Source organism: Pseudomonas sp. TNT2022 ID642 (genome assembly GCF_028656995.1).
Classification (GTDB): Bacteria; Pseudomonadota; Gammaproteobacteria; order Pseudomonadales; family Pseudomonadaceae; genus Aquipseudomonas.
The window spans coordinates 13,964-33,574 of record NZ_JAMDGW010000036.1; the positions used below are offsets into that span (position 1 = coordinate 13,964).

Genomic DNA, 19,611 nt, shown 5'->3' on the forward strand with positions numbered 1-19,611 from the left:
TCTTCTTAATTCTTTGCGACAGCGGGTTGGGCTGTCGTCGGCGCTACTGGTTCCCGCCAGCCAACAGCGAGGCCGTTGGCGTAGCGCAGATCGATGCGCGCAATGTTCGTAATCTGGTCTTTAAGTGTCTTGTCATAGATGGCGATAAAACGGCGCATCTTTTCCACCAGGTTGCCGCGTCCCAGCAGCAGCTCGATGCCGGGGCCGGAACTGCCGGCACCGGTGGTCAGGAACCAACTCCCGCGTTCACGCAATTCCAGGCGCGCAATCGAGAAGCCCAACGGCCGCAGCATCTGGCTCAGCACCTGATACTGCTGCATGACTTGCTGCTGAGCCCGTTGTGGGCCGAACAGCTGTGGCAGGTGTTCGTAGTTCGCCAGCTCCTTTGGCGTAAACGCCTGGCCCTGGTTGTTCAGTAACGACTCGTCGCCCCAACGCGCCACTGGCAGCTGCTCTTCGAGGCGGATCACCACCTGGTCCGGCCACACGCGACGGACTTCGGCGTGGGCGATCCACGGCATCTGCTCAAGCTCGGTGCGCATACCGGCCAGGTCGATGGTGAAGAAGCTCGACGCCACATACGGGGCGATTCGCTGCTGCACCGCTTGCTGGCTGATGTAGCTCAGGTCGCCCTGCACGGCGATCTTGGCGATCGGCCGGTCGGCGTACGGCAGCAAACGCTGCGCGCCTTCGTAAGTACCAAAGCCCAGCGCCACCAGCAGCACCGGCCAGAACAGACTTTTCAGAAAACCAAAATTGGCTTTCGGCAGGCGCGCGGACATCGGCTCTTTCGCCACCATTCGGCTGGCACCCCGCGGCACCGGCTTGCGGCCGGGTGCGGGAGGCTGATGTCTGAGCTGAGCGCCTTGCATCGTCTTAACCTCGAGCGTCTTCAACACTGGCGGCCAGAATGGCCAGAACCAGTTGCTGGAAATCCAGACCGGCCGCACGCGCGGCCATCGGTACCAGACTGTGATCGGTCATGCCCGGTGCGGTGTTCACTTCCAGGAACCAGAACTGCCCGTCGGCGTCCTGCATCACGTCCGCCCTGCCCCAACCGGCAATACCCAGCGCCTCACAAGCCTTGGCCGTGAGATCCATGAGTTCCTTTTCCTTGGCGGCATCCAGCCCGCACGGAATGCGGTACTGGGTATCGTTGGCGATGTACTTGGCGTCGTAGTCGTAGAACGTGTGCGGTGTACCCAGGGCAATAGGAGGCAACACCTGGTCACGCAGGGTGGCGATGGTGAACTCCGGACCTTGAATCCATTGCTCAACCAAGACTTGCGAATCGTAGGTACTGGCCGCTTTCCATGCGTCGATCAACTCGGACGCAGAACTCACTTTGGCCATCCCGATACTTGAACCTTCATGCGCCGGTTTGACGATCAAAGGGAAGCCCAGTTCCGTCGCGGCCGAAATACAATCGGCTTCGCTGCACAGCACGGCGTGACGCGGCGTCGGAATCCCGAGGCTGTGCCAGACCTGCTTGGTGCGCAGTTTGTCCATGGCCAGTGCGGAGGCCAGAATGCCACTGCCGGTGTACGGAATGCCCGCCACTTCGAGCAGGCCCTGCATGGAGCCGTCTTCACCGCCACGGCCGTGAAGAATGATGAAGGCGCGGTCGATCTTTTCGCTGAGCAGACGTTGCAGAACGTCGTCGCCAACGTCGATGCCAAACGCGTCCACGCCAGCGCTTTGCAGTGCGTCGAGCACGGCGTTACCGGATTTCAGCGAAACCTCACGCTCGGCACTCAGGCCGCCAAAGAGCACGGCGACACGGCCGAAGTCTTTCGGCGCGATAGTGGAGAACAGGTTGGCGTAGGCAGCAGTCATTTCAACTTCCCCTCGACCGACGCCGCCACGGCGCCAGCGAACAATTCACTTTTCAACAGCTTCGGCGCGAGACCGCCGATATCACCAGCGCCCTGACACAGCAGGATGTCGCCCGCGCGCAGCAGTGGCTTGACCAGCGGCGCCAGATCGACGCCACGCTCGATGTAGATCGGGTCGAGCTGACCGCGCTGGCGGATGCTGTTGCACAGTTTGCGGCTGTCGGCGCCAGGGATCGGCTCTTCACCGGCCGGATAGACTTCCATCAGCAGCAGCACGTTGGCGTCGGCCAGTACATTGACGAAGTCGTCGTACAGGTCGCGGGTGCGGCTGTAGCGGTGCGGTTGATACACCATCACCAGACGGCGCTCCGGCCAGCCACCGCGCACGGCTTTGATCACTGCAGCGACTTCGGTCGGGTGGTGACCGTAGTCATCGACCAGCATCACGTTGCCGCCGTCCACTGGCAGTTCGCCGTAAACCTGGAAGCGTCGACCAACACCCTGGAAACCCGAGAGGCCCTGAACGATGGCTTCATCGCTGACGCCTTCGTCGGTGGCGATGCAAATGGTCGCCAGCGAGTTGAGGACGTTGTGGTTGCCGGGCATGTTCACCGATACGTCCAGCGGCTCGCGATCCGGGCGCAGCACGGTGAAGAACGTCTGCATGCCTTGCTGGCGAATATTGATCGCGCGGACGTCAGCGTCTTCACTGAAGCCGTAAGTTACGGTCGGACGTTTCACCAGCGGCAGGATTTCCCGCACCACCGGATCGTCCAGGCACATCACTGCCAAACCGTAGAACGGCAGGTTGTGCAGGAACTCGACGAAGGTTTTCTTCAGCTTGTTGAAGTCACCGTCGTAGGTCGCCATGTGGTCGGCGTCGATGTTGGTGACCACGGCCACCAGCGGTTGCAGGTGCAGGAAACTCGCATCGCTTTCATCGGCTTCGGCGATCAGGTAACGGCTGGTGCCGAGCTGGGCATTGGTGCCCGCTGCATTCAGACGACCACCGATAACGAACGTCGGGTCCAGACCACCAGCGGCGAACACCGAAGCGATCAGGCTGGTGGTGGTGGTTTTGCCGTGCGTACCGGCGACGGCGATGCCGTGGCGATAGCGCATCAGTTCGGCAAGCATCTCGGCACGCGGCACCACCGGAATACGACGCTCAAGCGCGTTCGCCACTTCCGGGTTCGAGGTATTTACAGCGCTCGACACCACCAGCACGTCGGCGGCAGCGGCGTTCTCGGCACGGTGGCCGATGAAAATCTGCGCGCCGAACGATTCCAGACGCTCGGTCACCGGCGACGCTTTCAGGTCGGAACCGGACACTTGGTAGCCCAGGTTCAACAACACTTCGGCGATGCCGCACATGCCCACGCCGCCGATGCCGACGAAGTGGATGCGACGGATGCGGCGCATTTCCGGTTGCGGCATGGCTTTCTGATTCTCAACCATGAGCCACCTCCAGACAGGTATCGACCACGCTACGGGTGGCATCGGGTTTCGCCAGACGGCGGGCCGCTTGGGCCATATCTTCGAGTCGTTGCGGTTGCATCAAGACCTCTGTCAGGCGCGCGGCAAGGTCCGCGGCACCAGTCGTTCTTTGCGGCATCAGGAAGGCAGCGCCTTCACGGGCCAAATAATCGGCGTTGCGGGTCTGGTGATCGTCGATCGCGTGGGGCAAAGGCACCAGCATCGAGGGCAGACCGGCGGCAGCCAGCTCACTGATGGTCAACGCGCCTGCGCGGCACACCACCAGGTCAGCCCAGCCATAGGCCTGGGCCATGTCTTTGATGAACGGCTGCACCTGCGCGTCCACGCCGGCGGCGCGGTAGCGCTCTGCAGTCACTTCATCGTGGTTTTTGCCGGCCTGATGAAACACTTCCGGGCGCAAATCGGCAGCGACTTGGGCCAGGGCTTCAGGCAGCAACTTGTTCAACGGTTCTGCGCCCAGGCTTCCGCCGAGGATCAGCAAACGTGCTTTGCGACCGGCCAGCGCAGGTCGCGATGTGTCGAGGAACAGCTCGCTGCGCACCGGATTTCCGGTGGTACGGCGGGTGTCCGACAGAGTAAAGGTGTCGGGGAACGCTTCACACACCCGGGCGGCGAACGGCACCAGCAACCGATTGGCGGTGCCGGCCACGGCGTTCTGCTCATGAACGATCACCGGCACGCCGGCCAGTTTCGCGGCAAGACCACCAGGGCCAGTCACATAACCACCGAAGCCGACCACACACACTGGCTTCAAGCGACGAATGATCGCCCGCGCCTGCCATACCGATTTCAGCAGCATGAACGGCGCCTTGAGCAGCGACAGTTTGCCCTTGCCGCGCAGGCCGGTGGCGTTGATCCGGTGCAGCTCCAGCCCTGCGGCCGGCACCAGTTCGTTTTCGATTCCGCGTGGCGTGCCGAGCCAGTGAACGGTGTAGCCGCGCGCCTGAAACTCGCGGGCACAAGCCAGCGCCGGGAACACGTGGCCGCCGGTACCGCCGGCCATGATCAATACGTTAGCGCCCATGATTCGGCTCCTCGGCGAAGTCGCTCTCATGGAATTCCATCTCTTCACTGCCTAGGTGGGTTCGACTCTCCCACTCGATCCGCAGCAACAAGCCAAGGCAGGCACAGCAGATCACCAGCGAACTGCCGCCATAACTGAGGAACGGCAAGGTCAGACCCTTGGTTGGCAACAGGCCGACGTTCACACCGATATTGATCAGGAACTGACCAATCCACAGGAACGACAAACCGTACGCCACATAAGCGGCGAAGAACTGTTTGGCTTTCTCCGCCCACAAGCCGATGTACATGCCGCGAATACACACGAACACGAACAGCGCCACGGTGCACAGCGAACCCACCGCGCCGAGTTCTTCGGCCAATACCGAGAACACGAAGTCGGTGTGCGCTTCCGGCAGGTAGAACTGCTTCTGCACGCTGTTGCCCAGACCGACGCCGAGCCATTCACCGCGACCGAAGGCGATCAACGCTTGCGACAATTGATAACCGGCGCCGAACTGGTCAGCCCACGGGTCAGCGAAGTTGGTCAGACGCGCCATACGATACGGCTGCATCTGAATCAACAAGACCACGGCCCCGACCGCCAACACCACCATCAGCGAGAAGCGGAACAGTCCGACCCCACCGAGGAACAGCATGGCCGCCGCAGCACCCATCATTACTACGGTGGCCCCGAAGTCCGGCTCCATCAGCAACAGACCGGCCATCGGCAGCAGCACGATGAACGGCTTGAAGAAGCCCATCCAGCTTTCGCGCACTTCCTTCTGACGCCGCACCAGATAACCGGCGAGGTAGATCACCACGAATACTTTGGCGATCTCGGACGGCTGCACGTTGAAGAAGCTGAAACCGATCCAGCGCATCGAACCGTTCACTTCGCGACCGATGCCGGGGATGATCACCATCACCAGCAAGCCGAACGCACCGATCAGCATCAGCCAGCCGAGGCGTTGCCAGGTGGCGATCGGGATCATCATGGTGACGATGCACGCGCCCAGGCCCAGCACCACATAAATAAGGTGGCGAATCATGTAATACAGCGGACTGCCCGACTGCGCGGCTGCCACTTCGGTGGACGCCGAGGCAATCATGATCAGGCCGAGACCGAGCAGCGCCAGGCAACCGGCGAGCATCGGGAAATCGAGATCGATGCCGCGTCCGGTGATGATCGGCGACGGGTACGGCTTGATGATATTGAACAGACTCATGCCAGATCCTCCACAGCGCGGACGAACTGGTGACCACGGTCTTCGTAATTCTTGAACATGTCGAAACTAGCGCAGGCCGGCGACAGCAGCACGACGTCACCCGGTTGGGCGGCGGCGCGGCATTGCGCAACGGCGTCGACCAGTGAGGTCGCGCGAATCAACGGCACGGCATCACCGATGGCATCGCCGATCTTGTCGGAGTCACGGCCCATCAGGATCACGGCGCGGCAGTTGGCCGCCACCGGATCACGCAGATCGTTGAATTCGGCACCCTTGCCATCGCCACCGGCGATCAGGATGACCTTGCCGTCGATGTCCGCGCCCAAGCCTTCGATGGCGGCCAATGCGGCGCCAACGTTGGTCGCTTTGGAGTCGTTGTAATACGCCACGCCATTGAGATCACGGACCCACTGGCAGCGATGTTCGAGGCCGGCGAACGTGCGCAGGGCCGAGAGCATGGCGTCGAACGGCAGGCCGACCGCATGCCCCAGCGCCAGCGCCGCGAGGGCGTTGGACTGGTTGTGCGCGCCGCGAATCTTCAGTTCACGCACCGGCATCAGATTCTGGAATTCGAAGGCCAGGTATTTCTCACCGTCTTCTTCGCGGATACCGAAGGCTTTGAAATCCGGTTTGCTCAGACCGAAGGTCCAGCACGGCTGGCCCTCGCCCATCAACGGACGGGTCAGCGCATCCTGACGGTTGACCACGAACTGCTTGGCACCACGGAAGATCCGGTGCTTGGCCAGGTGGTACGCCGGCAGACCGCTGTAGCGATCCATGTGGTCTTCGCTGATGTTCAGTACGGTGGCCACTTCAGCGTTGAGCTGGTCGGTAGTTTCCAGTTGGAAGCTCGACAGCTCCATCACGTACAGCTCGACGTCGTCGCTGAGCAGATCCAGCGCCGGGGTGCCGAGGTTGCCGCCGACGGCGACGCGTTTGCCGGCCGCAGCCGCCATCTCGCCGACCAGGGTGGTGACGGTGCTTTTCGCGTTGGAACCGCTGATGGCCACGATCGGCGCCCGCGCGTTACGCGCGAACAGCTCGATGTCGCCGGACAGTTTCACGCCACGGGCCGCAGCGGCTTGCAGGGCCGGGGTCGCCAGCGCCAGGCCGGGGCTCACGTAGAGCTCGTCGGCGCGGCACAGGAATTCGACGTCCAGCTCGCCACAACGCACTTCCACGTGCGGATAGTCACGCTTGAGCGTGGCCAGTTCCGGTGGATTTTCCCGCGTGTCCGCCACAGCAAACGACGTGCCCCGGTTCGCCAGAAAGCGAACCAGGGACATGCCGCTCTTGCCGAGGCCGACAACGATGCGGAAGTGGTCAGAAGCGATCAGAGACACTCGTTCTACCTCAGCTTCAGGGTGGCAAGGCCGATCAGCACGAGAATCACGGTGATGATCCAGAAACGGACGATCACGCGCGGCTCGGGCCAGCCCTTGAGTTCAAAATGGTGGTGTATCGGTGCCATGCGGAACACACGGCGACCGGTCAGCTTAAAGGACGCAACCTGAATGACGACTGACAGGGTTTCCATCACGAACACGCCGCCCATGATGAACAGGACGATTTCCTGACGGACGATCACCGCGATGGTGCCCAGTGCCGCGCCGAGTGCCAGTGCACCGACGTCGCCCATGAACACTTGCGCCGGATAGGTGTTGAACCAGAGGAAGCCGAGCCCGGCACCGATCAGCGCGCCGCAGAACACAATCAGCTCGCCCGCGCCCGGCACATAAGGAATCAACAGATATTCAGCGAATTTCACGTTACCCGACAGGTAGCAGAAGATGCCGAGGCCACCGCCGACCATCACCGTCGGCATGATCGCCAGACCGTCGAGGCCGTCAGTCAGGTTGACCGCGTTGCTCGAACCGACGATCACAAAGTAAGTCAGCACGATGAAACCGAGGCCCAGCGGAATGCTGTAGTCCTTGAGCATCGGCAGAATCAGCGTGGTTTCCACCGGAGTGGATGCGGTAATATAAAGGAAGATCGCCGCGCCGAGGCCGAACACAGACTGCCAGAAATACTTCCAGCGGCTCGGCAAGCCACGGGAGTTCTTCTCGATGACTTTGCGGTAATCGTCGACCCAGCCGATGGCGCCGAACAACAGAGTCACCAACAAAACAGTCCAGACGTAGCGGTTGCTCAGGTCAGCCCAAAGCAGAGTGCTGACGCCGATCGAAGACAGAATCAGTGCGCCGCCCATGGTCGGTGTGCCCGATTTGGACAGGTGCGATTGCGGGCCATCATTACGAACGGACTGACCGATCTGACGGTTCTGCAAAGTGCGGATCATCCACGGGCCATAGCACAGCGACAAAACCAGCGCGGTCAGCACACCGAGGATCCCGCGCAGGGTCAGGTACTGAAAGACCGCGAAGCCTTTGTAGAACTGTTGCAGATACTCCGCTAGCAGCAGCAGCATTAATGTTTCTCCAGACTGGACCCGCACAGAGCCGCAACGATGTTTTCCATCGCTGCACTGCGCGAACCCTTGATCAAAATGGTGGTGTTTGTGTCCTGCTCGGCGTCGAGGGCCTGAATCAGTTCGGCTTGCGTGCCGAAGTGATGCGCCTGTTCACCGAAAGCGTTTACGGCGTGAACCATGTTTGGCCCGACGGCATAAAGCGCGGAAACCTTGCCCCGGGCGTACTCGCCCACGTCGCGGTGCCCCTGCTCCGCCCAATCGCCCAACTCGCCGATATCTCCGAGCACCAGGACGGTGCGGCCGGAAAAGCCGGCGAGTATATCAACGGCCGCGCACATCGAGGTGGGGTTTGCGTTGTAAGTGTCATCGATCACGCGCATGCCGTTTTTCGCCAGTTGCGCGACGGTGCGACCCTTGACCGGTTGCACGGCGCCAAGCCCGGTGGCGATGCCGAACAGCGACACACCCAAGGCGTGAGCGGCAGCAGCGGCGGCCATGGAATTGGCGACGTTGTGGGTGCCGAGCAGGTTCAGTTGAACGCGCTCGACACCTTCAGGCGTGTGCAGATTGAAGGCCGGGCAACCACGGGCATCAGTGGTCAGATCGCTGGCGTAGAAATCCGCCTGAGTGTTGCTCAGGGCGAAGGTCAGCACTTTGCGCGCGCCCGCACGGGTCTTCCAGATGCCGAAAGCCTTGTCATCGAGGTTGAGCACGGCGATGCCGTCAGCCGCGAGGCCGTCGATGATTTCACCCTTGGCTTCGACGATTTTTTCCGGACCGCCAAACTCACCAACGTGCGCGGTGCCGGCATTGTTCAGGATCGCCACGTGTGGTTTGGTCAGCCCGACTGTGTAAGCGATTTCGCCGAGACGCGAGGCGCCCAGTTCGATGACCGCCGAAGTGTGCTCCGGGGCCAGTTCGAGCAGGGTCAGCGGCGCGCCGAGGTCATTATTCAAGTTGCCACGGGTCGCAAGTACCGGACCGCGCGTGCGCAGGATGCTCGCGAGCATTTCCTTGACCGTGGTCTTGCCGCTGGAGCCAGTGATGGCAGCGACTGGCTGAGTGAACGCGGCACGGTTCAAGGCACTTAATTGGCCGAGGGCCTGACGGGTGTCTTTGACCAGCAGTTGCGGCAGCGTGCTGTCGGCAACTTCACGCTCAACCAGCGCGGCAACGGCGCCTTTGCCGGCGACGTCGTTCAAATAGTCATGACCATCGAATCGCGGGCCGGTCAACGCAATAAACAGTTGGCCGGGCTGGATCGCGCGACTGTCGATGCTGACGCCGTCGAAACTGGCATCATCGGCGATCAAACGCGCATCGAGTGCGTTGGTCAGTTCGCTGAGTTTCAGGGCCTTAAGCATGGGCCACCTCCCAAGCGGTCAGGGCATGATCAGCCTCGACCAGATCGGAGAAAGCGTGGCGCTCGCCGTTGATTTCCTGATAGTCCTCATGACCTTTACCGGCCAGAACAATCACGTCATCGGCCGAGGCGCCGGCAATCAGTTGTGCAATCGCCTGACCACGGCCGGCGACGAAGGTGACTTTATCCACAGCCGTGAAACCGGCGCGGATGTCATCGAAAATCACTGCCGGATCTTCAGTGCGCGGGTTGTCGTCGGTGACCAGCACCTGATCGGCCAGACGCTCGACCACTTCAGCCATCAACGGACGCTTGCCGCGATCACGGTCACCGCCGCAGCCGAACAGGCACAGCAATTGACCTTTGACGTGCGGGCGCAGCGCGGTCAGAACCTTTTCCAATGCATCCGGGGTGTGGGCGTAATCGACCACCACCAACGGCTGAGTGCCACCGCCAAGACGCTGCATGCGACCGGCCGGGCCTTCGAGTTTCGGCAGTACTTTGAGAATTTCGTCGAGCGCGTAATCCAGACCGAGCAAGGCGCCGACCGCCGCCAGAACGTTGCTCAGGTTGAAACGACCGAGCAAGGTGCTGCGCAGATGATGTTCGCCCTGCGGCGTCACCAGTGTGGCGCGCACGCCATGGTCGTCGAACTGCGCTTCACGGCAGAACAGATAGGCACTGCTGTCGAGCAGGCTGTAGGTGATCAAGCGCGATTCACGTTTTTCAGCGGCCAGTTGCCGGCCGAAATCGTCGTCGAGGTTGACCACGCGGCATTTCAGATCATTCCAGGCGAACAGCTTGGCCTTGGCCTCTGCGTAGGCCTCCATGCTGCCGTGGTAATCCAGATGATCGCGGGACAGGTTGGTCATCACCGCGACGTCGAACGCCAGCGCCGTGACGCGGCCCTGATCCAGACCGTGGGACGAGACTTCCATGGCCACGGCTTTGGCGCCGGCCTTTTTCAGGTCGCCCAGAGTCGCTTGTACGGCGATCGGATTCGGCGTGGTATGCAGACCGCTTTGCAGTGCGCCATAGAAACCTGACCCCAAGGTGCCGACGATGCCGCAATGCTGGCCGAGCAAATCCAGCGCCTGCGCGACCAATTGGGTCACGCTGGTCTTGCCGTTGGTGCCGGTCACGCCAATCAGATTCAGATGATGGCTTGGCTCACCGTAAAAACGCCCGGCAATGTCCGACAGCTGCGCTGCCAGGCCTTTGACCGGAATCAGCGGCACGTCAGTGATCGGCAGCACGGTGGCGCCTTCGACTTCATAAGCAACCGCAGCTGCGCCACGTTGCAGGGCATCGGCAATGTGCGCACGGCCATCGAATTTGCCGCCGGGCACGGCGAGGAACAGATCGCCGGCGCGTACGTTGCGGCTGTCCAGCGCCAGTTCACGGATCAACAGATCGTGGCCGGCGTGGGGGAATATCTTGTTCAGACTTAATGACATCAGCCGCGCCCTCCATTGGCTTTCAGCGGAACGACCGGGGTGGCATTGGCTTGTTGCGTCGTCGGCAGATTGTCCGGCGTCACGTTCATCAGACGCAGGGTGCCGGACATCACACGGCTGAACACCGGTGCGGAAACCAGACCACCGAAGTAACCGGCCTTGCTTGGCTCATCGATCACCACAACAATCGCGTAACGCGGGTCGCTCATCGGGCCGAAACCGGCGAACAGCGAGCGATAAGAATTTTCCGCGTAGCCCTTGGTACCGACCGAGGTCTTACGCGCAGTACCCGACTTGCCCGCCACGTGATAGGCCGGCACCTGCGCACGGAACACGCCGCGCGGCGCTTCGATCACCTGAGTGAGCATGCCTTGCAGGGTTTTCGCCACGGCTTCCGGCAGCACTTGTGTGGTCTGCGGCGGCTTGTCGGTTTTGATCAGCGTCAGCGGTGCGAGGCGACCATTGTTGGCCAATGCCGAGAACGCGTGAACCAGCTGGATCGCGGTCACGGAAATACCGTAGCCGTAGGACAGGGTCGCAGTTTCAGCCTTACGCCAATCGCGGTAGTTCGGCAGGTTGCCGACACGTTCGCCCGGGAAGCCAAGGCCGGTGTCCTGGCCTAGGCCTACTTTCTGCGCGAGGCGGAAAATCGTTTCGCCGCCGATATCGAACGCGACCTTGCTCATGCCGACGTTACTGGAATTGATCAGAATGCCGGTCAGGTCGAGCACCGGACCTTCGCTCTTGGAAACGTCCTTGATGGTGTACTTGCCGATCTGCAGGGAACCCGGATACACCTCGACGGTGTCGCTCGGTTTCCAGCGACCGGTTTCGATCGCGGCAGCCATCGAGATGGCTTTCATGGTCGAACCCGGTTCGAACACGTCGATCATCGCGCGGTTACGCATCATCGCCGGTTGCAGGTTGCGGCGGTTGTTCGGGTTGTAGGTCGGCTGGTTGACCATGGCCAGAATCTCGCCGGTCTTGACGTCCATGATCACCAGGCTGCCGGCCTTGGCGCCGTTCTCGATGATCGCGTTGCGCAGTTCGCGGTTGGCCAGATATTGCAGACGCAGGTCAATGGACAACGCCAAGGGCTTGCCGGCCTTGGCGTTTTTGGTGACCTGGACATCCTTGATCAGCCGTCCGCGCCGATCCTTGATGACCTGTCGTTTGCCCGGCACCCCGGCGAGCCATTCGTCATAGGCCAGTTCGACACCTTCACGACCGTGGTCATCGATGTCAGTAAAACCGACCATATGTGCGGTGACTTCACCGGCCGGATAGAACCGGCGGAATTCTTCGATGCCATAAACGCCCGGCACTTTCAGATCGAGCACAGCCTGGCCCTGCTCGGGGGTCAGCCCGCGCACCAGATAAATGAATTCTTTGTTGGCCTGGGCTTCGAGGCGTTCGGTCAGGGCTTTCGGATCCTGACCCAGCGCGGCGGCGAGTGCCGGCCACTTCTCTTTCGCCGTTTGCATTTCCTTGGCGTTGGCCCACAGGGTGGTCACCGGGGTACTCACGGCCAACGGCTCGCCGTTACGGTCGGTGATCAGACCACGGTGAGCCGGAATCGGAATGTGACGCAGACTGCGCGCGTCGCCCTGACCTTTGAGGAAGTCACGGTCAACCACTTGCAGGTCGATGATGCGCCAGCAGATCGCCGCGACCATCACGCCAAGCAGCGCCACCATCAGGCGGAAGCGCCATGGGAACAGTGCGCCTTCGAGTTTCATCATGGCGCCACCATCTTCACGTCAGCCGCGCCGGGGATATGCATTTTCAGTTGTTCGGTGGCCAGCACTTCGATGCGGCTGTGCGCGGTCCAGGTGCTTTGCTCGAGAATCAAGCGACCCCACTCGGCCTGCGCCTTGTCTCGCACGCTGAGTTCGTTATACAGGGTGTTGAGCAACTGCCGGTTCCAGTGCGCGCTGTACGACACGGCGATGGCCGACACGAGCACGCCGATAAACAGCAGCAGCATCAGAAAGCTGCCGCCGGGCAGTGGCTTGGCGAAAAGCTTGCTCACCGCAGCTTCTCCGCGACGCGCATGACGGCGCTGCGGGAACGTGGGTTGGCTTTGAGTTCGGCGTCGGAGGCCGTCTGCGCTTTGCCATGGATTTTGATTTTCGGTTCGAACGCCACGTGGCGAACCGGCAGGTTGCGCGGCAGGTTGTCGGCTTCGCCTTTCACCAGCTTGCGCATGAACAGTTTGACGATGCGGTCTTCCAGCGAGTGGAAGCTGATCACCACCAGACGGCCGCCAATTTCCAGAGCATCCAGTGCGGCTTCGAGACCGGCTTCCAGATCACCCAGTTCGTTGTTGACGTGAATACGCAAACCCTGGAATGCACGGGTGGCCGGGTTCTTGCCCTTTTCCCATGCCGGGTTGGCGACTTTCAACACTTCAGCCAGGTCGGCGGTGCGCTCGAACGGTTTGATATCGCGGCGCTCGGCGACGGCGCGCGCCATGCGACCGGAGAAACGTTCTTCGCCATACTCCTTGAACACCCGGGCGATTTCTTCAGCCGGCGCGGTGTTGACGAATTCGGCAGCGCTGATGCCACGGGACGGATCCATGCGCATGTCCAGCGGGCCGTCGTTGAGGAAACTGAAGCCGCGCTCGGCGTCGTCGAGCTGCGGCGAGGACACGCCGAGGTCAAGCAGAATGCCGCTGACCTTGCCGCTCAAACCTTGCTCGGCAACCACCGAACCGAGCTCGGCAAAGCTGCGCTGCACAACGACAAAGCGGCCGTCTTCGGCCGCTAGCGTTTGCCCGGTGGCAATCGCTTGTGGATCTTTGTCGAATCCGATGAGCCGACCGTCCGTGCCGAGCTGGCTGAGGATCAGCCGGCTGTGTCCGCCGCGCCCGAACGTGCCGTCCAGATAGCAGCCATCAGGACGTACGGCGAGAGCCTCGACGGCTTCGTCAAGCAGTACGGTGATGTGGTTAAAGCCGCTATCAATAGTCACAGGATCAAATCACGCAGTTCTTCAGGCATCGCGCCCGGTTGTTGAATAGCAGCAAGGTCAGCGGCAGATACCGCGTTCCATGCATCCTCGTCCCACAATTGGAACTTGTTCAGTTGGCCTACCAGCATCGCGCGCTTATCGAGCTTGGCGTATTCGCGCAGACGCGGTGGAACCAGAAAACGACCACTGCCATCGAGTTCGAGGTCGACGGCATTACCAATCAGCAAACGTTGCAGGCGACGGTTCTCTTCGCGAAGCGAAGGAAGCGCACGCAACTTGGTTTCAATAATTTCCCACTCGTCGAGCGGATAGACACACAAACACGGATCAACGGCATCAATGGTCACGATCAATTGGCCGGAACTGCGCGAATCGAGCTCGTCACGGTACCGGCTCGGCATAGCGAGACGGCCCTTTGCGTCGAGACTGATAGCGTTAGCTCCGCGAAACACGTCTGCGTTTCTCCAATTTTTATCGTTTTGAGCTCAAAAAACCCACTTCATGCCACTTTCCGCCACTTGCGCACACTATAGGAATGCGCCCACCACACCGTCAAGGCGCGGATTAAAGGAAAACCCTTACAGAACGGAGATTTAGGAGCATAAAAGGAGGAGTAACGACAATCTGGCGGAGACTTTCGACCCATAACTTGATGCAGCACTGATAGCTGCGCTCGAAAGTTAAAGTAATTTGTTAAGAGTAAGATTTTTTCGGTATTACAAAAGCGCTTCTGCTGTTGATTGAAGCAAGGTGGGAAATGGCTATTACTGCGTTTGCCGCTGCCGAACTTTCAGCCCAGGCCTGCTGATATTACACAGCCCTGTTGCCATTGATTCAAGCAGGGAAAGAAAAAGGTGGAGAGTCGATCTGTAAGCCGGGTTCTGTCTTGAACAGTCATTCGTCTACGATGGCCATCACTGGACATCTTTAGCAACCTACCCGGTCCCAGCGCGGGCCACGCCTTGGGACCCTATTTGGTCTTGCTCCAAGTGGGGTTTACCTAGCCACGAACTGTTGCCAGACGTGCGGTGCGCTCTTACCGCACCTTTTCACCCTTACCGGCGCCGAAGCGCTTAGGCGGTTATTTTCTGTGGCACTTTCCGTAGGCTCACGCCTCCCAGGCATTACCTGGCACTTCGCCCTATGGAGCCCGGACTTTCCTCCCCCCCCTAATTTCCATAGAGGGCAGCGACTGTCCGATCGACTCTCCGCCGCGAAGGTTAACGGCAGAGCGCCCGAAGAACAAGCGCTAAAAGCCTCAAGACCGCTATGGGCGACGGCTTACACGCCTTTCTGTTTATCCAGCGCGACCTGATACAGGACGTTTTTACGTTCACCGGTGATCTGCGCTGCCAACGCGGCGGCACGCTTGAGCGGCATTTCTTCGAGGAGCAGATCGAGGATGCGCATCGCCTCGCTACTCACAGCGTCTTCAGACTCCGGCGCGGTCCAGCCAGCCACCAACACCACGCATTCGCCGCGTTGCTGATTGCTGTCGGATTCGACGAACGCACGCAACTCAGCCAGCGGCAGACCTTTTAGCGTCTCAAAGGTTTTGGTGATTTCCCGGGCGAGTAATGCCTGACGCTCTCCTCCAAACACTGCTTCCATATCCTGCAGACATTCAAGAATGCGGTGCGGAGCTTCGTAAAAGATCAGCGTGCGCGGCTCTTCTTTAACCGCTTCCAGACGCGCCTTGCGCCCAACCGACTTGGCTGGCAGAAAGCCTTCAAAGATGAAACGGTCAGACGGCAACCCCGCAGCCGACAGTGCCGCAATCAACGCACAAGCACCCGGCACCGGCACTACATTGATCCCGGCTGCGCGCGCCTGGCGCACCAGGTGATAACCCGGATCGGAAATCAGCGGCGTACCGGCATCGGAAATCAGCGCGACGTTGTCACCGGCCAGCAAGCGGGTAATAAAGCGGCTACCTTCATCTCGTTCATTGTGTTCGTGACACGCGGCCAACGGCGTGCCGATCCCGAAGTGCTGCATCAGGCGCGCCGAGTGACGGGTGTCTTCGGCAGCAATCAAGGCGACTTCACGGAGGATCTTCAATGCCCGGGCGCTGATGTCGTCCAGGTTGCCGATGGGCGTCGCCACCACATAAAGCGAGCCAGCAGCGGAATTCAGGGAACCTGGAGCAGTCAAAGCGCACACCTCGTGATCGGTAAAAGCGGCCATTGTAGCGCGACACGAGGCTTGCGACGCGCTTCGAGCCACCCTGGTTTTGCGCGCAGTTGTGCGCCGCCGCAACATTTACTCCAGCTAAATCGTCCGATTCACACCAGTAACATCGCGCCCCGGCCAGTGCTTGGGTACAATTCGACGCTAATTTGATCGAGTATCAGGAACACTTACATGATCGCTTGCCTGCGGCTGTTCACTGCCTTCTGCCTCGCTGCCCTGTTGGCGGCTTGCGCCAGCTCCCCTTCCTCCAGCCTTGGCGAACTTCCACGGACTCCGGATGCCAGCATCGAGCAATTGCTCGAACAGGCTACCCAGGCGAAAACCCCGGAAAAAGCCGCCCTGTTGCGCCTCAGCGCTGCAGATCTGGCTTATCGCCAAGGCAATGCCGGTCAGTCCGCGCAAATCCTGCAACAAGTGCCGATGGAGCAACTCAAGCCCGGCCAGCAGATTTTTGCCAGCACGCTGAATGCTGAACTGGCCATGACCCGCAATCAGCCGAAAGCCGCGCTGACGGCCCTGAGCCATCCAAGCCTGCAACACTTGGGCGAGATGCCTGAAGAGCAGCAAGTACGCACCGGCACCGTGCATGCCCGCGCCCTTGAAGCCGATGGCCAGACACTCGCCGCCGCCCGCGAGCGCGTATTTATCGCTCCAATGCTGCAAGGCGAAGCCGCGAGCAAGAACCACGAAGCGATCTGGACCCTGATTGGTTCGCTGCCGACCGACCAACTGCAACCGAACAGCACCGACGATCTCGGCGGCTGGATGGGCCTGGCCATGGCGGTGAAATCCGCAGGCACCCTGGAACAGCAGCAAGCCGCGATCGACACCTGGCGTGCGCAGAATCCAAAACACCCGGCCGCAATCAACCTGCCGCTGCCGCTGACCAAACTCAAGGAACTGGCCAGCCAGCCGCTGAGCAAAATCGCCCTGCTGCTGCCGCAGGACGGTCAATTGGCCGCCGTCGGCAAGGCACTGCGTGAGGGCTTCATGGCTGCGCACTACCAGGCTCAACAGGCCGGGCAAAAGCCGCCAGCGATCGAGTTCTACGACAGCTCGAAGCTGACCTCGATGGACGAGTTCTACCGCAAGGCTCAGGCTGATGGCGTGCAACTGGTCGTCGGCCCGCTGGAAAAACCACTGGTCAAACAACTGAGCACCCGCCCGCAACTGCCGATCACCACCCTCGCCCTGAACTACAGCGAAGGCGATCAAGGTCCGGCGCAACTGTTCCAGTTTGGTCTGGCCGCTGAAGACGAAGCCCGCGAAGTTTCGCGCCGCGCCCGTGCCGATGGCCTGCACCGCGCCGCGATCATGGTGCCGAAAGGCGAATGGGGCGACCGCGTACTGCGCGCGTTCAGTCAGGACTGGCAGGCCAATGGTGGCAGCATCGTCGCCACCGAACGTGTTGATCAGCCAGTGCAGTTGGCCCAGCAGATCGCCGACATGTTCCAGCTGCGTCAGAGCGAAGCCCGCGCCAAGAGCCTGCAGAATGCCGCCGGCACCAACGTAGCCGCGCAGCCTTCGCGTCGTCAGGACATCGAGTTCATCTTCCTCGCTGCCACGCCGCAACAGGCGCAACAGATCAAACCGACCCTGAACTTCCAGTACGCCGGTGACGTTCCGGTTTACGCGACCTCGCACGTTTACAGCGCCAGCGGCGACGTGAATCAGTACAACGACATGAACGGCATTCGCTTCTGCGAAACCCCATGGCTGCTGGACTCCAGCGATCCACTGCGTCAGCAAGTGGTTGCGCAGTGGCCGCAAGCCGCCGGCAGCCTCGGGCGCCTGTACGCGATGGGTGTGGATGCCTATCGCCTGGCTCCGCGTCTGGGTCAACTCAAGGCCCTGCCAGACAGCCGCATCGACGGTGAGTCGGGCAGCCTCGGCATGACCCAGACCCAACGCGTCGTGCGTCAATTGCCTTGGGCACAGTTCGTCAGCGGCCAGGTGCAGCGCCTGCCGGACACCCCGCGCTGATGCCTGACAGGTCACGCTCGCAAAGCGGCAAGGATGCCGAGCGCCAGGCGCTCGAGCATCTGCAACAACAAGGTCTGCGCCTGCTGGCGCAGAACTGGTTATGCAAACGCGGCGAGCTTGATCTGGTCATGCTTGATGGCGATACAGTAGTATTCGTTGAAGTTCGCTACAGAAAAAACACTCAATGGGGTGGCGCGCTCGCTAGCATCGATGGGCGCAAGCAGCAGAAACTGATTTTCGCTGCACAGTATTTTCTTCAGCGCGAGTCGCGTTGGGCCAATTCCCCTTGCCGCTTCGACGTGGTGGCCATCGACAGCCATCCGGATCAGCTGAACTGGTTGCAGAATGCTTTCGACAGTTGATCGTCGGCGTTGCGACCCGGACAATCCCACCGACAAATTTTGCTCTTTGCTTTGCGGGCTGCACATTCATGTGCCGGACAGCCGCGCTACTTAAGGTCACACAGATGGACATGCAATCCCGAATTCGCCAGCTTTTCCAGGCCAGTATCGACACCAAGCAACAGGCGATGGACGTACTTGCACCGCACATCGAGCAAGCCAGCCAGATCATGGTCAACGCCCTGCTCAACGAAGGCAAAATGCTTTCGTGCGGCAATGGCGGCTCGGCCGGCGATGCCCAGCACTTCTCCTCCGAGTTGCTCAACCGCTTCGAGCGCGAGCGTCCGAGCCTGCCGGCCATCGCCCTGACCACCGACACCTCGACGATCACTTCGATCGCCAACGATTACAGCTACAACGAAGTGTTCTCCAAACAGATCCGTGCGCTCGGTCAGCCAGGCGATGTTTTGCTGGCGATTTCGACCAGCGGCAACTCGGCGAACATTATTCAAGCGATCCAGGCCGCACATGATCGCGAAATGATTGTCGTAGCTATGACCGGACGCGATGGCGGCGGCATGGCGTCGCTGCTGTTGCCCGAGGACGTCGAGATTCGCGTCCCGGCCAATGTCACTGCACGTATTCAAGAAGTCCACTTGCTGGCGATCCATTGCCTTTGCGATCTGATCGACAGCCAACTGTTCGGGAGTGAAGAATGACCCCTAATCGCCTTGGCCTTCTGGCCTTGACCCTGTGCCTCGGCATCAGCGGCTGCACCTCGGTGGTAAACGCCAGCCGTGAGGCGCCGATCGACGACGATCGTGGCACCCGCACCTTCGGCAGCAAGATCGACGACTCGTTGATTGAAACCAAAGTGGGCGTGAACGTGGCCAAGGCCGACCCGGCACTGGACAACGACTCGCACATCGTCGTCACCAGCTTCAACGGCGTGGTATTGCTGGCCGGCCAAACACCTCGCGCAGACCTGAAAGCCAAAGCCGAACAGGCAGCAGCGGCGGTCCAACGGGTAAAAACCGTTCATAACGAACTGCAAGTCATACCGCCGTCCGGCTTCCTGGCCCGCCAGAACGACACTTGGCTGACCTCCAAGATCAAGACCCAGATGCTCACCGACGCCAGCATCCCTGGCTCGCGCATCAAGGTCGTGACCGAGAACGGTATTGTCTACCTGCTGGGCCTGCTGACCAAACAGGAAGCCACTCAGGCAACCAATCTGGTTCAGGGCGTTTCCGGCGTGCAGAAGATCGTCAAGCTGTTCGAGTACATCGACTGACTTACCC

General features: G+C 60.8%; 18 protein-coding genes and 1 other RNA gene. 4 read left to right on the forward strand and 15 right to left on the reverse strand.

The window, feature by feature from the left end; all coding sequences use genetic code 11:
- Positions 1–5: 5 nt before the first annotated feature.
- From M5G26_RS26775 to rsmI, 15 genes are all read right to left on the reverse strand, one after another.
- On the reverse strand, positions 6–872 hold the full coding sequence (locus tag M5G26_RS26775; RefSeq protein ID WP_134177978.1) for a cell division protein FtsQ/DivIB: 867 nt from the start codon (positions 870–872) through the stop codon (positions 6–8).
- Between the two features lie 4 nt (positions 873–876).
- Complete coding sequence (locus tag M5G26_RS26780; protein ID WP_273916950.1) at positions 877–1,836, reverse strand: D-alanine--D-alanine ligase; 960 nt, start codon at positions 1,834–1,836, stop codon at positions 877–879.
- Positions 1,833–3,293, reverse strand: a complete 1,461-nt coding sequence (gene murC, locus M5G26_RS26785; protein ID WP_038361090.1) for a UDP-N-acetylmuramate--L-alanine ligase — start codon at positions 3,291–3,293, stop codon at positions 1,833–1,835. The genes M5G26_RS26780 and murC overlap by 4 nt, the downstream gene beginning before the upstream one ends.
- Entirely contained in the window at positions 3,286–4,356 is a 1,071-nt protein-coding gene (gene murG, locus M5G26_RS26790; RefSeq protein WP_064392864.1) for an undecaprenyldiphospho-muramoylpentapeptide beta-N-acetylglucosaminyltransferase, read from the reverse strand. The genes murC and murG overlap by 8 nt, the downstream gene beginning before the upstream one ends.
- Positions 4,346–5,563: a putative lipid II flippase FtsW gene (gene ftsW / locus M5G26_RS26795; RefSeq protein ID WP_016987575.1), complete on the reverse strand. Its 1,218-nt coding sequence runs from the start codon at positions 5,561–5,563 to the stop codon at positions 4,346–4,348. Before ftsW ends, murG begins: the two co-directional genes overlap by 11 nt.
- Positions 5,560–6,906: a UDP-N-acetylmuramoyl-L-alanine--D-glutamate ligase gene (gene murD, locus M5G26_RS26800; RefSeq protein ID WP_273916951.1), complete on the reverse strand. Its 1,347-nt coding sequence runs from the start codon at positions 6,904–6,906 to the stop codon at positions 5,560–5,562. The genes ftsW and murD overlap by 4 nt, the downstream gene beginning before the upstream one ends.
- Before the next feature lie 5 nt (positions 6,907–6,911).
- On the reverse strand, positions 6,912–7,994 hold the full coding sequence (gene mraY / locus M5G26_RS26805; protein ID WP_273916952.1) for a phospho-N-acetylmuramoyl-pentapeptide-transferase: 1,083 nt from the start codon (positions 7,992–7,994) through the stop codon (positions 6,912–6,914).
- Positions 7,994–9,361, reverse strand: a complete 1,368-nt coding sequence (locus M5G26_RS26810) for a UDP-N-acetylmuramoyl-tripeptide--D-alanyl-D-alanine ligase (RefSeq protein WP_273916953.1) — start codon at positions 9,359–9,361, stop codon at positions 7,994–7,996. Before M5G26_RS26810 ends, mraY begins: the two co-directional genes overlap by 1 nt.
- Complete coding sequence (locus M5G26_RS26815; protein WP_134177974.1) at positions 9,354–10,817, reverse strand: UDP-N-acetylmuramoyl-L-alanyl-D-glutamate--2,6-diaminopimelate ligase; 1,464 nt, start codon at positions 10,815–10,817, stop codon at positions 9,354–9,356. Before M5G26_RS26815 ends, M5G26_RS26810 begins: the two co-directional genes overlap by 8 nt.
- A complete protein-coding gene (locus tag M5G26_RS26820; protein WP_191625156.1) occupies positions 10,817–12,556 on the reverse strand; it encodes a peptidoglycan D,D-transpeptidase FtsI family protein in 1,740 nt (579 codons plus the stop codon). The genes M5G26_RS26815 and M5G26_RS26820 overlap by 1 nt, the downstream gene beginning before the upstream one ends.
- Positions 12,556–12,849 (reverse strand): cell division protein FtsL, encoded by a 294-nt coding sequence (ftsL, locus tag M5G26_RS26825; protein WP_007917008.1) that lies wholly within the window; start codon positions 12,847–12,849, stop codon positions 12,556–12,558. Before ftsL ends, M5G26_RS26820 begins: the two co-directional genes overlap by 1 nt.
- On the reverse strand, positions 12,846–13,793 hold the full coding sequence (rsmH, locus tag M5G26_RS26830; protein ID WP_166675004.1) for a 16S rRNA (cytosine(1402)-N(4))-methyltransferase RsmH: 948 nt from the start codon (positions 13,791–13,793) through the stop codon (positions 12,846–12,848). The genes ftsL and rsmH overlap by 4 nt, the downstream gene beginning before the upstream one ends.
- Positions 13,790–14,245: a division/cell wall cluster transcriptional repressor MraZ gene (gene mraZ, locus M5G26_RS26835; protein ID WP_103396242.1), complete on the reverse strand. Its 456-nt coding sequence runs from the start codon at positions 14,243–14,245 to the stop codon at positions 13,790–13,792. The genes rsmH and mraZ overlap by 4 nt, the downstream gene beginning before the upstream one ends.
- 402 nt (positions 14,246–14,647) lie before the next feature.
- Positions 14,648–15,001: RNase P RNA component class A (gene rnpB / locus M5G26_RS26840), an RNA gene on the reverse strand.
- Positions 15,002–15,074: 73 nt separating this feature from the next.
- On the reverse strand, positions 15,075–15,980 hold the full coding sequence (gene rsmI / locus M5G26_RS26845; protein WP_034156477.1) for a 16S rRNA (cytidine(1402)-2'-O)-methyltransferase: 906 nt from the start codon (positions 15,978–15,980) through the stop codon (positions 15,075–15,077).
- 177 nt (positions 15,981–16,157) lie between these two features.
- On the opposite strand from rsmI, the gene M5G26_RS26850 reads away from it, so the two are divergent.
- The 4 genes from M5G26_RS26850 to M5G26_RS26865 all read left to right on the forward strand — a co-directional run bounded on the left by M5G26_RS26850 (position 16,158) and on the right by M5G26_RS26865 (position 19,604).
- Entirely contained in the window at positions 16,158–17,969 is a 1,812-nt protein-coding gene (locus tag M5G26_RS26850) for a penicillin-binding protein activator (RefSeq protein ID WP_273916954.1), read from the forward strand.
- A complete protein-coding gene (locus M5G26_RS26855) occupies positions 17,969–18,331 on the forward strand; it encodes a YraN family protein (protein ID WP_016985145.1) in 363 nt (120 codons plus the stop codon). The genes M5G26_RS26850 and M5G26_RS26855 overlap by 1 nt, the downstream gene beginning before the upstream one ends.
- A 104-nt stretch (positions 18,332–18,435) precedes the next feature.
- On the forward strand, positions 18,436–19,029 hold the full coding sequence (locus M5G26_RS26860; protein WP_007917022.1) for a phosphoheptose isomerase: 594 nt from the start codon (positions 18,436–18,438) through the stop codon (positions 19,027–19,029).
- On the forward strand, positions 19,026–19,604 hold the full coding sequence (locus M5G26_RS26865; protein ID WP_007917023.1) for a BON domain-containing protein: 579 nt from the start codon (positions 19,026–19,028) through the stop codon (positions 19,602–19,604). Before M5G26_RS26860 ends, M5G26_RS26865 begins: the two co-directional genes overlap by 4 nt.
- The last annotated feature ends 7 nt before the right edge of the window (positions 19,605–19,611 follow it).